Annotated in this window: 13 protein-coding genes; 8 read left to right on the top strand and 5 right to left on the bottom strand. The window is 66.7% G+C overall.

What is annotated here, in order from left to right; translation table 11 throughout:
* Positions 1-435: 435 nt before the first annotated feature.
* On the top strand, positions 436-942 hold the full coding sequence (locus tag F4X11_06350) for a hypothetical protein (protein ID MYN64634.1): 507 nt from the start codon (positions 436-438) through the stop codon (positions 940-942).
* A gap of 657 nt (positions 943-1,599) precedes the next feature.
* Here F4X11_06350 and F4X11_06345 read toward each other — a convergent pair.
* From F4X11_06345 to F4X11_06335, 3 genes are all read right to left on the bottom strand, one after another.
* On the bottom strand, positions 1,600-1,953 hold the full coding sequence (locus F4X11_06345; protein MYN64633.1) for a hypothetical protein: 354 nt from the start codon (positions 1,951-1,953) through the stop codon (positions 1,600-1,602).
* 117 nt (positions 1,954-2,070) lie between these two features.
* Positions 2,071-3,381, bottom strand: coding sequence for a hypothetical protein (locus F4X11_06340; GenBank protein ID MYN64632.1), 1,311 nt, complete (start codon positions 3,379-3,381; stop codon positions 2,071-2,073).
* A 2-nt stretch (positions 3,382-3,383) separates the two neighbouring features.
* Positions 3,384-5,579 (bottom strand): AAA domain-containing protein, encoded by a 2,196-nt coding sequence (locus F4X11_06335; GenBank protein ID MYN64631.1) that lies wholly within the window; start codon positions 5,577-5,579, stop codon positions 3,384-3,386.
* Positions 5,580-6,053: 474 nt separating this feature from the next.
* Here F4X11_06335 and F4X11_06330 point away from each other — a divergent pair, with 474 nt between their 5' ends.
* Positions 6,054-7,262 (top strand): tyrosine-type recombinase/integrase, encoded by a 1,209-nt coding sequence (locus F4X11_06330; GenBank protein ID MYN64630.1) that lies wholly within the window; start codon positions 6,054-6,056, stop codon positions 7,260-7,262.
* Here the strand turns inward: F4X11_06330 and F4X11_06325 are convergent.
* Positions 7,234-8,172, bottom strand: coding sequence for a hypothetical protein (locus F4X11_06325; GenBank protein ID MYN64629.1), 939 nt, complete (start codon positions 8,170-8,172; stop codon positions 7,234-7,236). The genes F4X11_06330 and F4X11_06325 overlap by 29 nt on opposite strands.
* A gap of 178 nt (positions 8,173-8,350) precedes the next feature.
* Between F4X11_06325 and F4X11_06320 the strand changes: the two genes are divergently transcribed.
* Complete coding sequence (locus F4X11_06320; GenBank protein ID MYN64628.1) at positions 8,351-8,569, top strand: AlpA family phage regulatory protein; 219 nt, start codon at positions 8,351-8,353, stop codon at positions 8,567-8,569.
* Between the two features lie 264 nt (positions 8,570-8,833).
* Positions 8,834-10,585, top strand: a complete 1,752-nt coding sequence (locus F4X11_06315; GenBank protein ID MYN64627.1) for a hypothetical protein — start codon at positions 8,834-8,836, stop codon at positions 10,583-10,585.
* A 306-nt stretch (positions 10,586-10,891) separates the two neighbouring features.
* Here F4X11_06315 and F4X11_06310 read toward each other — a convergent pair whose 3' ends face one another.
* Positions 10,892-11,242 (bottom strand): hypothetical protein, encoded by a 351-nt coding sequence (locus tag F4X11_06310; GenBank protein ID MYN64626.1) that lies wholly within the window; start codon positions 11,240-11,242, stop codon positions 10,892-10,894.
* A 13-nt stretch (positions 11,243-11,255) separates the two neighbouring features.
* On the opposite strand from F4X11_06310, the gene F4X11_06305 reads away from it, so the two are divergent.
* From F4X11_06305 to F4X11_06290, 4 genes are all read left to right on the top strand, one after another.
* The gene (locus F4X11_06305) at positions 11,256-12,002 is read left to right on the top strand and encodes a hypothetical protein (GenBank protein ID MYN64625.1); all 747 of its coding nucleotides are present in this window, start codon (positions 11,256-11,258) and stop codon (positions 12,000-12,002) included.
* A 102-nt stretch (positions 12,003-12,104) separates the two neighbouring features.
* Positions 12,105-12,359 carry a hypothetical protein gene (locus tag F4X11_06300; protein MYN64624.1) on the top strand — a complete coding sequence of 85 codons (255 nt, stop codon included), beginning with the start codon at positions 12,105-12,107 and terminating at the stop codon, positions 12,357-12,359.
* A gap of 504 nt (positions 12,360-12,863) precedes the next feature.
* On the top strand, positions 12,864-13,910 hold the full coding sequence (locus tag F4X11_06295) for a hypothetical protein (protein ID MYN64623.1): 1,047 nt from the start codon (positions 12,864-12,866) through the stop codon (positions 13,908-13,910).
* Positions 13,911-13,955: 45 nt separating this feature from the next.
* A partial coding sequence (locus tag F4X11_06290) for a hypothetical protein (GenBank protein MYN64622.1) occupies positions 13,956-14,158 on the top strand: 203 nt, incomplete at its 3' end.

Raw genomic sequence — 14,158 nt, 5'->3', positions numbered from 1 at the left:
CGTCGGCTCGCGCCTACAATTGTCGCATCTGTTTTCTGCGGCGCAGACTCCTAGCTGCGATCTTCACGAGCATTCCCTGGACCTCGGTCGATTTCGGTTTCTTCGATGTCACCTCTCGGCCCGAACGCAAGCAAAACACCGCGTCCTCGCCCTGTTGGTAGATGGCCTCTACCCTTTCCAGATCGATTGTGCCGTCTGTCTGCCCGTCACCTGTCGAGTCAATCATTGATCCAATCTGGCATCCTGAATCCGTCCCCCTTTCGGTACGCAACACGTCACTGTACCACCTTCATGATTTCCATGCCCAGAGAACGACGCACCTCCCCGAACCACGGGCTTACCGATGCCATGAGCATCGGCCTGTACGGCTGAAGGGCCGTACAGGTCGACCGCGGTGGTCTTGTAGAATACTCTCCGTCGAGGAGGTACTGAAACGTGACCGACGGCAAGAATCCAAAGTCGCTCACCGACGCGAACCCGGATAAGTGGTTCGACCGAATCTACAACGAGGAGGATTTCGCGAGGAACATCGCAATCGGAGCCGGCGCCGGTGCAGGCCTGTACTTCGCCTGGGACCAACCGACGGCCCCGTTCTTTGCGGCGGCGATGGCATTCTCACTTACCAAGCTTCTAGCTTCTCCCTGGAAAAGAGCGCGCGAAAGAAAACGCAGGAAGCGCCAGATACAGGAGTCGCTCGCCAATCTCGGACACGAGGAATGGGCGGTCGTTCAGGCTTTCGTCTCGCACGGTGGAAGCGTAATGACCTGGGGAGAATGCAATCGCCATGAGCGGGTTTCCCGCGCCGGAGTAGAATCCCTAATCAACCGCGGCCTTATACAGATGAGCGTAACTGCCGACGGCATGACGGAGACATTTGTATTGGATGCCCGGTTGTTCGACCACGCGCGAGAGGATTTTGTGGATCGTCTATTCGATTCCTAGCCGATTGGGTACCCCTCGCAAGATTGCTCCCGGCTGAAACCGGAGCCTATACAGCCTCATAGACCTACGGATTTTCTTCTCAGTGATTCCGCGGGTATTTTCTCGCCCGGTCGTCCAGGTTGGCACGGTTCATGTCGCAAATTAGAAATAGTGTTTGACATTCGTATCAATGTCGTTACCATAGATTCCATCATATGGACTGTGTATGACGAATACGAACTCATCTATACGCCGCTCGTATCTTCGCGAGCGACGATAAGCCCGACCGTTCGGCGCCCTCTCCCGCGTTCATAGGTTGGAAAGGTCTCGCCAAGCGACTCGGCCGGGCGCCGGAAGATGTACAAGAGCACGCCTGTAAACTCGGATTGCATTTGTGGCATCAGAGAAACTGCCATTGATGCGGCTGCGATGCTATGGCACGTGGAAACCTGTAAAGGAAATCATGCGAGATTCAGATCGTTACTTTCTACTCGAATCCGAGCTAACCGACCTCCGCGCCGGGCGGAATGGCGCGGCTATCGCCCTGGGCGAACTACTCGACTCCGACAGCCCGAATAAGGATCGGCTCTCGACACTCAATAAAGAGCTGCGAACGGCGCAAAGAGCCGTAGCCGATAGGGAAACGGAAAGACGCGAATGTCTTCGGTTAGCGGGTGGTCAGACAAGATCCAGAGTTTGGATTGTACTCTTCGCGAAGTATGGCATCAGTCTTGTGTGTTCAACGAGTACGGGCTGTCCAGCGACGAACGGATAGGACGCCTGCGCGACGAGGTCGAGCGCCTTCGGAAGGAGTTGTCGCGGCGCGAGCGGGAGAACGCCCGCCAGAAGCGCGAGATCGACGGCTTGCGACGCCAGGACGAGTGTCAGAAGCGGGGAATCGAGGACCTGAGGCGTCAGCTGGCCGCGGCGCGCCTGGCGGGGAAACGACAAGCCGCCCCGTTCGCCAAGGACCGACCACAAGGGCGCGGCCGGCGCCCCGGCCGTCGGGCTGGTGCGCTCTACGGCCGGCATGCGCGCCGCCGGCGCCCGGAACGAGTTGACCAGGTCCTGGAAACGCGGGTGCCGAAGGCGTGTCGCGACTGCGGCGGGTCGGTCGAAGTGACCCGCGTGGCGTCGCAGAAGTCTCGGCTATCGCAGCAGGTCCCGCATCATCATGCGAACGGTTCCCTCTGAATCGGCCACGTTGAACGGAAAACAGGCCATCTCCAGATCGAGATCATCCAGGAATCGGAAGATGAGCGGCTCGTGAAACGAAGTCGTCCTCGGATAGACCAGGACCACACGCCGGCAGCCGTATCTCCTTCCGTATGCGAAGAGCTGGTACGCGTCGTCCTGACTGACGCCATGGTTTGGGGCGCGGAGGTCGAGTCGCTTCCACTTCGCATCCAGGATGAATCGGACCTGCGCACGGTCGCTCAGGACGATATCCGGCTTCAGCCGAAATGAGTCCTTGCCCGCGCCGTCCCTCGCTAGAGACCGCATCGGCCCCTGGGCGTGCACTGTGAAACGCCGCTGGTGTCGGCGGACGGCAGCGGTGACGAAGTCCTCGAACACCTCCTCCATCGGAAACAGCAGCGCGCGGTTGATATGCGAGCCGGCAAACGTGGCGAGGCCCCGACCGAACAGGAACAACCCGACCCACGGCATCACGGCGTCGTAGTGCCGCATCGAACGGTCCACGCGATGCCGCGCCCAGTCATCGTCCAGGTTCGTCGACGAGGGCACATCGGAGAAGACGATTCGCAACTGCTGGACCCGCTGACGGTTCGCGGGATGGCGAACGACACCCACGAGCCGCCGCAACGCGAGGTGGATCAGGCGGTTCGCGGGTCGGTCGGCGGTGAACTCGTCGTAGCCGACGTAGAAGCGCGAGCGGTCGAATAGGTTCTCGCGGAGGTGCGGCGGGAACAGGATCCGGCCCCGTAGGCAGGCGAGATTCGCCTCCTGCGTCCGGTACGCCCGGGCGAGGCCGCGCCGGGTCAGCAGCACGACGCTCGTCAGAAACAGATGGGCGAACGCCTCGAACATGTTGAAACGCTGGATCGCGCGGATGCTCGCACCGTCAAGCTGGGCCTGCCCGAGGCCCCGCCAGTCCCGCAGCATCGTCAGGAAGACCCTCCGCGTGTCTTCGTCCGTGCCGGTCACGGAATCAGGACGGCCGTCCGCCTGCTCGCCGAGGTGTCGGATCGTACTGTCCCCGTCGTGCGAGAGATCGACCTTCGGCAGGATCTCGATCACGGTTCCGCGGCGCGTCTCGATGATGCCGACGTAGTTCTGTGCGTGGAGGCGACCGTTCCGGAGTGCAAGAACGGGCCGCCGCTGACCCTGTTCTTTGGTCGGCTGCGTCAGCGCGAATCTCTCCAGATCACGCTGTTCGTCGTCACGCAATCCGGTGAGTTCCTCGTGCTCTCGAACCACCAGCACGCGCGGGGTTGGCATGTTCAGGCGGCCGGTGTCGCGTTCCCGTCTTCCGCTGACGCCTTCGTCTCGTAGACTGCGCGGTACGCAGTCGGGGAGGTCCACCGGTCGTCATCGGCGGGCAGCAAGTTGTACACGGCCCGATCGGCATCCACCAGATTCGATCTGACCAGCTCCTCCGGTGGACCTGACCTCTGGACGAACCCGTTGCCGTTCAGAACCGCGCGGATCTTCTCCCAGTCGTCGTAGAAATACTCCTGCAACAGCGGCATGATTCGGGTCCGGAACATGCTGGCGAGCACCGGCAGTTTGTCGACACCCAGGAAGTAGGCGTGCCCGATCTGATGCTCGCGGTCCAGCAGGACAGCGATGCGCCGATTCATTGCGGCGAGGAGCTTCCGACAATCGACGCCGCCTACGTCCTCGCTGATGCCAGGATGGGTTTCATCCGGCATCATCTCCTCGAACACGAAACGCCGCCGCAGCGCCGTGTCCAGAAGGGCGATGGATCGGTCAGCAGTGTTCATCGTCCCAACCACGTGCAGGTTCGCCGGCACGCCGAATTCCGTCTTCGAGCCGGGCAGCGTCACCCGGGCTTCGTCGTCCCCGCCAATCCGCTTGGAGTGCTCGATCAGCGTGATCAGCTCGCCGAAGATCCGGGCAACGTTACCGCGGTTGATCTCGTCGATCACGAGTACGTAGCGCTGGTCCGTGTCCTGCGCGGCGCGGTCCACGATGTGCCGGAAGACGCCGCGGGACAGCTCGTAGCGGACATCGTCGCCGACGTCTCCACTCTCGGCCGGTTTCGCCGCGCCTGGAGTCGCGCCGCCCGCCAGCACGGGCCGGATGCCTTCAACGAAGTCTTCGTAGGTGGTGTTCTGGGTGAACGTCACCATCTCGATTCGTCCGGTATCTCGATACTTGTCGAACCGACTCTTGACGGTGGCGCGATCCTCCTGCGTCACCTCATCGACTTCTCGGTCCTCCATGATCGCCATCGCGTGCGTGACCGTGTGCCACGTCTTCCCCGTACCGGGCGGTCCGTAGAGGATCTGGTTCAGGGGGTGGGAGGGCAGTCTTGGCCCTATCGGGCCATTGCCGTCGCGCTTGTCGATCAGCATGAACGTCGGCTGGTACGCGGCGGCGTGGCGAAATGCCTGGTAGGTAGAGCGAGTGGGCGTCACCTCGGAGAAAGCCACCCGATCGGTCTGAACGCCCGGACCGAAACCAGCTTCAGACTTGTTGATCCAGTACACGTGAAGCCTGCTTCGATCGTTCAATCCATCGGTTTCGGCATAATCATTTCGATGAACGATACCGATTGCACGCCCCTTCCGGACGCCGGTGCGTACCAGGATGACGTCTCCCCGCGCGGGCTCCGTCAGTGGGTACGGGGAACCCCGACCATCGCCGCCAGCGGGAGCTGTTTCCCAAAGGCCCGGGTCCCCTCCCTGCCTCGACGAGTCGGTGTACACGGCGTTGCTTCGGTCGAAGTCTTCCCAACGATCGCTGCCGTATGCATTCGTGCTGATCTGGAAGAACCTGGATTCCCGTTTCAGTAGCGGCGGCTTGGACATGTAGTGGGAGTACACGAAAGTGTTGATCTCGCACGCACGGCATCCGGGAAACGCCCGCTTGGCGTTGTTCAGGGCTGACATGAATCCGCCATGGTCACAGCCCTTCAGGTCCATGTCCTTGTTCGCCGGAAGGTGTTGCAGCGCATCCACCGACACGAAGAAGTCCGGGTTGATCAGGCTCAGCGCCTGGGTCAGCTTCACTTGTGCTACGTACCTGATCTTCAGGACGTCGCGAAAGGTAGTCGGGTCGATTTGCGGCTCGTCCTTGACCGCCTGTCCAAACAGACGCCAGAGCAGTTCCGGGCTGAAGTTCTTGCTGTCGTGGAACAGAGCGGCCGCGTTTGGGGGCGGCGTAGGGAACATGTAGAAGTCGTCGTTGCCGAAATCGGACAGGGGAGATTCCAACCCAAAGCACTTTGCGACGCTGGGATAGACGCGCGGCCGCTGGTTCCTCGTGTTCTTCTGAGCCAGGGTATAGATGAACGAGAACGGATCGATGCCCCGCTCGCCACGCTTGAGCAGTTCCGGCTCCCCGCTCCAATCGACCTGCCTGGCCTTCTCGATGAGCGCGGTCTCACCACCTTCCGCGACCCGCGCGGCGAGCTCCCGGAACCAGCCCGCCCAGTCGTAGATTTCCCTCAAGCGTTGCCTCCCGCGTGATGATACCCAAGGCGGCGAGGTTCTTCGCGCGCGGTTCGACCACGGTTCTCGGACCCGCCGGTAGGCGTGGCGGCGTCTCGGCGGGCGGATCGGTCGTGCAGTCTGCAGGAAGACGGCTTCCTGAATACAAAGGCCAAGTCCGTCTCGTCCCGCAACCCGCCGCAAGAGAGCTTCACGAGCCCGCACCGCACCACCTCGGCCGGAAACCCGCTGGCGAGGTCTTGTCGACGCCCAGCGGGCCGGCGAAGCAGAGCGCCTCGCCCAGCCCGCTCGACAGTCCTACTCGGGCAAGGCGAGGACAGACAGTATGGTCTCTGTCGTTCCCGTCCGTTCCAGAAACGTCCATGTATTGGGCGTTTTTGCTGGAATCTGATTCTCAAGCAGGCCCGCGCATTCTCCCTGAATCCCATGCAAAATGTGGTAGCCTTGTGGTAAGCGATTTCCGCAAGGGATCCCATGACGAGGTTGACGGCTCGACAGGTTCAGACGCTGCGCAAGCCGGGCAGGTATTCCGACGGGCACGGGCTGCATCTGTTCGTCCAGCGTAGCGGGACTCGCTCCTGGGTGCAACGGCTCACCGTGCCGGGTCGGGGCAGAGTCGACCGCGGACTCGGCTCGGTCGACGTCGTGAGCCTGGCGCAGGCTCGCGCGTGGGCGCTCGACAACAAGCTCGCGGTCAAGCGGGGCGAAGACCCGTTCACGGGGCCGCAACGGTCCACGGCGCCGACGCTGCGGCAGATCGCCGGCAAGGTGGCCGACTCGAATCGGGCACGGCTGTCCCCGAGTGAACACAAGGCGCGGGCGGCGATGCTGGAACGGCACGCGGCCGAGGTGCTCGACCTGCCGGTCGACCGAGTCGGCAAGCCGGAAGTGCTGCGGGCCCTCGAACGGGTGTGGACCTCGCAGCCGGGGACCGGCCGGAAGCTGCGGACGGCGCTCAGCGCGATCTTCCGGCATGCGCGCGCGGCGGGGCTGATCGAGGTCGATCCGGTCGCGGCGGTGGCCGGGGCGCTCGTTCCCCAGCCGGCCGTACGCGAGCACATGAGCAGCGTGCCATATGCCGATGCGCCGGCGGCGATGCAGCGGATCGCGATGTGCCGCGCGACGCTGTCGGCGAAGGCCTGCCTGCAATTCCAGATCCTGACGGCCGCGCGGCCGTCCGAAGCACGGCTTGCGACGTGGGGAGAGATTACCGAGGACGCGCGGGAGTGGCGTATCCCGGCTTGCCGGATGAAGCGGAACCGCGAGCATGTGGTGCCGCTGGTCCCCGCGGCCGTCGCGTTGCTGGACTCGGTGCGGTCGCTGCGCCGGCACGACGGCGACGACGCGTTGGTCTTCCCGAGTCCGCAGGCGGGGGCCGGCTCGCTGTCGGCGGCGACTGTGGCCGGGGTCATGCGGTCGGCCGGTCTTGCCGACGCGGGGTCTCCTCACGGCTGGCGCTCGACGTTCCGCACGTGGGCATCGGAGCGCGCGGACGCCGATTACGCGGTGATGGAAACGAGTCTGGCGCATGCGGTCGGCTCGGCTGTCGAGCGGAGCTATTCGCGGTCGACGTTTCTGGACAAGCGCCGGGCACTGCTCGACACCTGGTCGGCGTTCCTAGCCGGCAACGTCGCGGTCGTCGCCGAGGGCAGCCTCAACTTGCGTCCGGCCGAACCTGCTTGAGTGCCTCGCGTATGTTGTGCAGCGAGTGCTGCAACCTGTAGTCGAGCACTCTGAGGATCTGTTCGGCCTGGAACGGCGAGATACTGACCGTTCCGGCCCGGCGCCTGATGTGGGTCTCCATCTGCTCGACGGCGGCCACCGCCCTGTCGATCTCGGCCTCCACTTTCCTGAACTGGTCGCTGAACAGGGCGGCCCTCGACAGCTCTGCCAGCGCATCCGGGCGCCAGTCTCGAACAGGCTCCTGCGGTTTCCCCGTGGTTGGTTCGTGGCGGTAGACGGCGACGACGACACCCCGATCGATGACATCCTCGCGCTTCCAGTGAACGGCGCTCGGCTTCTGATGGCCGACCGCTCCCTCCTGATCCAGCTCCCAGGAGGCGAGGTCGTATCCGCCGGACGGCAGTCGCATCACCCACCTGATCGTCTCGCGCCCAGCCGCGCTGCGAAACCAGCCCCGCTGATCTACTTGAAGCTGCGCGACCGGCGAGATCAGACAGTAGTCGTGCTTCCAGATGTGAGCCGGGACCATCGATACATCGGGCATCTGCACGTAGAACGCGTGGTCGTCGACGAGGTCGACCGGCGCCGGCGCGTTGTGGGAGGCGTGCGGCTGATAGCCCGCCTCGGACGGGTGGGTCCACTTGTAGGTGGACAACTGGCGCTGCGTGCTGAACTCGGTTGGCGGCCTCGGGACGGCTGCGGTCTGGTCGGCGGGCGGGGTCAGTCCCGGAGCGATCTGGAGTTCGAGTCCGAGCACTTCGCAGAGCGCTTCGACTGTGTCTGCCCGGGGAACCGCCCCTCTGCGAATGTTGCGGATGGTGTCATTGGCGCCGGTGGCCAGCAGCGAGAGCTTGCGCTCGGACAGGCGGCTCTTCCGGACGGCGTCGAGGAGACGCTCTCGGATGTCCACGGTCCGATTGTACCCTAACGTCACGCGCGAAAGGAAGTTTCTAGAACCGCATTGCGCTGCGGTGCATAAACCGCTATGCTGTGTGCCATGAGCTGTTGTGCCACCCGGACGCGCCCCCCGGTGGATCGCGCTTCGCGGTCCCCGGGGCGGTTCGGAACGACCTGGCAGGAGCGCGCCGATGGCCCCTAGACCCGACCCCCCTGACCGTTTCCTGACGCGTGCCGAGGTCGAGGCCCGTACCGGATTGTCCCGCTCCGCGATTTACCGTGAGATGCGAGCGGGAAGACTGCCCTTGCCGTACCGAGTGGGGTTGTCGGCCGTGCGCTGGTCGGCGCACGAGATCGAGGAGTGGGCGAAGTCGCGCCCGCGCTCGCGCGGTGTACTGCATCGTGGCTAGTGTCAGGGTGGCGGGCGCGGTCGGGGCGGGGGCGCCGGTTCAATTCGGACGAGGCACTACCGATACTGTGCTGCGCGGTGGCGGCCTGTCGATCGGGTTGCGCACCTGCGCGGTCGCGACCGGAGGCTGTGCACGGGACGCGCGGCCAGCGGGTGGCCGACCGCACTGTGCCGGGGAGCGCGGCCCGCATTCTCGGGACGTGGATGGACTGCTGAGCGGCGCGCCCGACGAGCCCCCGGCACGGAGCGGTGGCGGAGGGCGACGATGACGACGACCTATCTGCTCGCCGGGGGTCGCAGGGTACGGGCGCATCCAGTGGCGGATGTCTTTCCTCTGCTGAGCAAGGACGAGATCACCGCGCTGGCGGCGGACATTCAGACGCACGGTCAGCGCCTGCCGGTGTTGCTCCAGCGGGCCGATGATGGCGCCGACCTGGTCCTCGACGGTCGCAACAGGCTGCTGGCCTGTGAAGAGGCCGGGCTCGAACCTCTGGTGGCCGAAGTCGAGCCGGCGGCCGACGCGGTGCGGGTCATCGTTTCGGTCAACCTGGTTCGGCGGCACCAGGGGGATTCGCAGCGGGCGATGTCGGCGGCTCGACTGGTGAACCTGGCGCGGGGAAGACCGGCCCAGATTGCATCAATTGATGCAATTTCGCAGGGCATGGCAGCCGGTTTGCTGTGCCTGGGCCGGGCGACGGTCCAGCGCGCGGTGGCCATCCTGCACGACCCGATACTGGCTCCCGCGGTGGACGCGGGAGAGGTTGCGGTCAGCGACGCGTACGCGATCCGGCACGAGTCTGACGAGGCCAAGCGGCGCGCGTTGGCAACTGTCACCGACGGCACCGCGCGCACGTTGCGGGGGGCGCTCGAACGCGAAGCGGCCGGACCGGCGACAGTCGGGCTGGAACCGCCGTCTGAGCATGCCGGCGCCTCAGCCGATGCCGTAACGCGCTTTGCGTCGGCCACACGGGCACGCGGCTCGGAACGACCAGTTGTCCGATCCGCCGCAGCAGGCTCGCCAAGCGAGCGGGAGGTGGCCGAGACGTCGACCGCAGGAGCGACGGATGCCGAAGCACATCCGCCTGTTGCGTCCGAGCCGAGCGGTACCGAGGCGGCGGACCCGGCCGGCGGGTCTACGCTGTCGGACTCGGCGTCATCGGGCGACCGCGGGTCGGGCGGTAGGACGGCAGCAGTGCGGGACTCGAAGTGGGGCGGCGCCGATTCGTCGCCCGACCCGGCGCCGTTGTTGCCGGCGCCGGCGCCGGTTGGCGGACGGGAAGCTGCGGATGCGCACGTGCGGGGAGTCGATGTCGCCACGGTCGGGAAAACCGGTTGCGACGCCGATGCCGAACGGCGGGTTCCGACTTCCGGCTCGACGGATTCGGGAGCGTCGGACGATTCCGAGGCGACGGATGCGGTCGTTGGGGGGGCGCCGTCGGAGTCGACGCCATCGAGCGACAGCAAGGCGGGCGGCGGTGCGATGGCGGTACGGGGTGGGGAGTGTGGCCAGCCGCCGGCGGGGCCAGCCGCCGGTGTCGGCGGCGCCGATTCGTCGCCCGACTCTGCGCCATTGTTGCCTGCGGCGGTTGTCGGACGGGAAGCTGCGGATGCGCAAGGAGTCGATGCTGCAACGGCCGGGCAAATCGCTGGCGACGATGCCGAACTCCGGCGTTGCCTGACGGAACTGCGATCCGCCGCGGAACGTCTTGGGACAGTCAGCCTGGGCAGGTCATCGCGCGTCGAGGCTGCGTGCCGTCTCGTCCAGGCTCTGGTGGCGGCGATGGAGCGGTATCTGGACTCCGGGCGGGATGAGCAAGTACTGGTAGCCGGCCTGCCGGCGGCGCTGGCGCCCAGCCTGGATGCTCTGAGCACGCCAATCGGCCAGGGTTCGCCACTGACCGAGGACGAGGGCGACGCCGACGGCCGGGGTCGCGGGTCGGCGACCCTCGAACAAGCGAGCAACACGGCCGGGTTGCTGAAGACGCTTCTCGGTTGGAACCGCCGCAGTCAGCAGTGAGCAGTAAGCGCGGCTGTATGCGTGCCTGTGGCTGGGAACAGCATACCGCTGACGGCAATCGCGGTAGAGACATCGGGTTGGCGCGGTCCGCTCGCTCCGTAGACGTGCGCGTCAACTCCTCGGCCGACACGTTCGACGACCGGTTGACGCCACGACTGGCCGCTTGCCGCTACACGAAGTAATCGCCAGTCCGCCGCTGGAGCATCCGGAACCAGATGCCACGGGGACTGACACCCGGCCGGTCCACGCCCTCGGTCGCGTCGGCCACCACACCGGGCGACGGTCGCCCGGGCGCGGCCGATGGCTTCAGTTTGGCCGCCCGCCCCGCGCCACCTGCACCACGCCTCGGCCGCAACCAGGCCCCGCGGCCCGTGGGAGAGGCGGCGCCATGCTGTAGAGCGGCCCGCGCGAAGGGGAAGTGCGAGCGGCGAACGAGATCTTCACCTGCTGACCGAGGGGCACGGCCGGGTAGTGATCATCGATGCGCTCGCCGGCCGGAACGACGTGAGCGACGAGGCCCGCAGCGAACTGTCCATCCGCATCCGCAAGCTGTGCATCAAGGCGTTCCGCGACACCAACCGCGCGCCCCACGACCGACTGGTCGAGACGATTCTCGACGCGATCGCGGAAGGCGACCACCAGCTCGCCGCCGCCCATTCTCGCTACCTGGATGCAGACCCGTTCGGCGCTGCGGGAACGGGCCGCCGCGCACCTGCGGGAACGAGGCATCGACGTCGTCGACGCGCCGCCGGTGCGGTTCACCAGTTGCTGGGACACCGACGAGTGGCTGCTCGAACGCAACCGAATGCTGCGGGACAGCGACGACTCGAACGGTCCGAAGCACGCCGGGCGGCAGCGTACGGTGTCCCAGGATCGCCTTCGGGTCCGGTTACGATGGTGTCGAGAGGAGGGCCGCCGGGACGCCGCGACGCAGCGGCGCCGCGCGCCCGAGCTGGTCAAAGGTCGCCTGTCGGCGTTCTGGCCGGAAGGCAGGATGCGCTGGCAGGCATGGGTGCGCGAACCGGGGCCGTGGTCGGCGAGGCGGCGCGGGACAGGGGCACCGCCGCTTGCCGAAGTGGTGTGGTTGCGGCCGCAGACCGCCCGGCCGGCAGCGCAGCCTGCCGACCCCGGACAGCGCAGGCAACCGCTTCGCGGCCTGACTCGCGTGCGGGGACCGGACCTGCAAAGGCCTGGGCTGCTGATGCAGGCTGACGAGCCGGGCACCAGCATCCCGTGCGAGCGGTACGGCTCGGAAGAGTCGGCGTTGGCCGCTATCGTGCGCGGCCGGCGCGCGGGCGAACCGGGGTTGCCCTGCCGTGACGACTGGCCGGCGTGGCATGCGGCCGAGATGCGTGCGGCGGTCGAATATCGAGCAGGCCGGCGTCGTAGCGGCCGATCGGGCGCGTGGGGTCGGTAGCGGCTCCGGCGGTCTCGGCGGCGGCGCCCGGCGGCGGAGGTTTCTGGGTTTTGGCGGCCGGCGCGATGCGGCGGCGGCTCGCCCTGCAAGGAGCATTTCACGATGTCGAGCAGCGGAGTCCTGGACGCGTTGCGCAACGAGGAGCGCTCGCTCAAGAGCCAGCTCGTCGCCATCCAGCGCGCCATCGAGGCGATTGAAGGAACTGCCGCGCCGACTGCCCGGCGCGGCAGCAAGAAGGCGGTCAAGGCGGTCAGCAGGCGCAAGCGCACGATGACCGAGGAGCAGCGCCAGGCCGTGGCCGAGCGGATGCGGCAGTACTGGGCCGCACGACGGGCGGAGAAGGCCGAGAGGAACTGACCAAGGCATCGACGAACCGGCGGGGGCTGGGTGAGGAGGCCAACGCAGCAGAGCACCGATTCGACATGCCAAGGCGCAGGTTCGATGGACAAGAACCGACGCGGCGACCGCTGGTGTCGCGAAGCCGCCGCTGCATCCTGCCGAAAATGCCTCAATTGAGGCATTCTCGCACTCGATGACGGCGACACGGACGCAGAGACCGCGCTCCCCGAGCGCGTCAGCCTGCACCAGGCGCGCCACGAGTGGATCCACGACTACGGGCTCGTCGTCCTCGTCGGCCCCAGCGGGTCCGGCAAGACGACGTTCGCGCAAAAGCACTTCCGCCCGTCCGAGGTCCTCTCCTCGGACCACTACCGCAACGTCGTCGGCGACGACGAACGCAACGCCAGGACGACGAAGGACGCCTTCGACGTCATCGAACAGATCGCGACCAGGCGCCTGCGCGCCCGGCGCCTCACCGTCATCGACGCGGCCAACGTCGCCCCCGACGACCGCAAGCGCTACGTGCAGCTCACGCGCGACGAGCACGCCCCGCTGAGCGCCATCGCCTTCGACCTGCCAGAGCGCGACTGCCTCGCACAGAACGCCGCCCGCGGCGCCGACGCGCGGCCCCCGCACGCGGTGCGCCGCCAGTGGCGCTCGATGCAGCGCTGGATGAAGAAGCTCTCCGCCGAGGGCTTCCGCCGCCGCTACCACCTGCGCTCGCCCGCCGACGCCCGCGACGCCGATGTCGTCCGCGAGCCGCTCGACTGCGACCGCCGGGACCTGACAGGCCCGTTCGACATCGTCGGCGACGTGCACGCCTGCCGCCGGGAGCTGGAAACGCTGCTGGACCAGCTCGGCTACCGCGTCGAGCGCAACGACACGGCCGCAGGCCCCGGCTACCGCGTCACACCGCCGGCGGGCCGCACCGCCGTCTTCGTCGGCGACCTGGTCGACCGAGGCCCCGACGCCGCCGGCGCGCTGGCGCTGGTCATGGACATGGTCGACGCCGGCCACGCACTGGCGATCCCCGGCAACCACGACGCGAAGCTGGCCCGCGCGCTCGCCGGCCGCAACGTCGAACGCAAGCACGGACTGATGCAGACGCTCGAGCAGCTCGACGCGACGCCGGATAGCTTCCGCAAGCGCGTGGCCGCGTTGCTCGACGGACTGGCCAGCCACTACGTGCTCGACGGCGGGAGACTCGTCGTCGCCCACGCCGGCATGAAGGAGCACCTGCAGAACCGCACCTCGCGCCAGGTGCGCGACTTCGGCCTCTACGGCGAGACCACGGGCGAGACCGACAACGAGGGCCTGCCGGTACGGCTGGACTGGGCAAAGGACTACCGCGGCCGCGCGACCGTCGTCTACGGCCACACACCGGCCGGACGCGCCGAGTGGGTCAACAACACGATCTGCATCGACACCGGCTGCGCCTTCGGCGGGCGCCTGACCGCGCTGCGCTGGCCGGAGCGCGAGCTGGTGTCCGTACCGGCGGCACGCGCCTGGGCCGAGCCGCCCGAGAAGCTGGCCGCGGCGCTGCGGTCCACCACTGGCCCCACCCGCTAGCAGGAGAGCGACGCACTGCTCGACCTCGACGACGTCACCGGGCCGTTGCGGCTGCACACGCGCCTCGCCGGGAGCGTGTCGGTCCGCCCGGAGAACTGCGCCGCCGCGCTCGAGACGATGGCCCGCTTCGCCGTCGACCCGCGCTGGCTCGTCTACCTGCCGCCGACCATGGCCCCGTGTGGAAATGGCAAGATGAAAAGGGACCCCCGTGGCAACGTGAAAAGGGACCCCCAGTTTCCGTCAATCTG

It is taken from the genome of Acidobacteriota bacterium (genome assembly GCA_009861545.1).
GTDB lineage: Bacteria > Acidobacteriota > Vicinamibacteria > Vicinamibacterales > UBA8438 > WTFV01.
Note: the sequence above shows the minus strand (reverse complement) of the source record. Positions and strands in the feature narration are given on the sequence as shown.

Excerpts from the sequence above, each read along its gene's own strand:
- F4X11_06315 (MYN64627.1), top strand. The coding sequence starts at position 8,834 with ATGACGACGACCTATCTGCTCGCCGGGGGTCGCAGGGTACGGGCGCAT.
- F4X11_06320 (MYN64628.1), top strand. The coding sequence starts at position 8,351 with ATGGCCCCTAGACCCGACCCCCCTGACCGTTTCCTGACGCGTGCCGAG.
- F4X11_06330 (MYN64630.1), top strand. The coding sequence starts at position 6,054 with ATGACGAGGTTGACGGCTCGACAGGTTCAGACGCTGCGCAAGCCGGGC.
- F4X11_06310 (MYN64626.1), bottom strand. The coding sequence starts at position 11,242 with ATGGGCGGCGGCGAGCTGGTGGTCGCCTTCCGCGATCGCGTCGAGAAT.
- F4X11_06345 (MYN64633.1), bottom strand. The coding sequence starts at position 1,953 with ATGCCGGCCGTAGAGCGCACCAGCCCGACGGCCGGGGCGCCGGCCGCG.
- F4X11_06300 (MYN64624.1), top strand. The coding sequence starts at position 12,105 with ATGTCGAGCAGCGGAGTCCTGGACGCGTTGCGCAACGAGGAGCGCTCG.
- F4X11_06305 (MYN64625.1), top strand. The coding sequence starts at position 11,256 with ATGCAGACCCGTTCGGCGCTGCGGGAACGGGCCGCCGCGCACCTGCGG.
- F4X11_06340 (MYN64632.1), bottom strand. The coding sequence starts at position 3,381 with ATGCCAACCCCGCGCGTGCTGGTGGTTCGAGAGCACGAGGAACTCACC.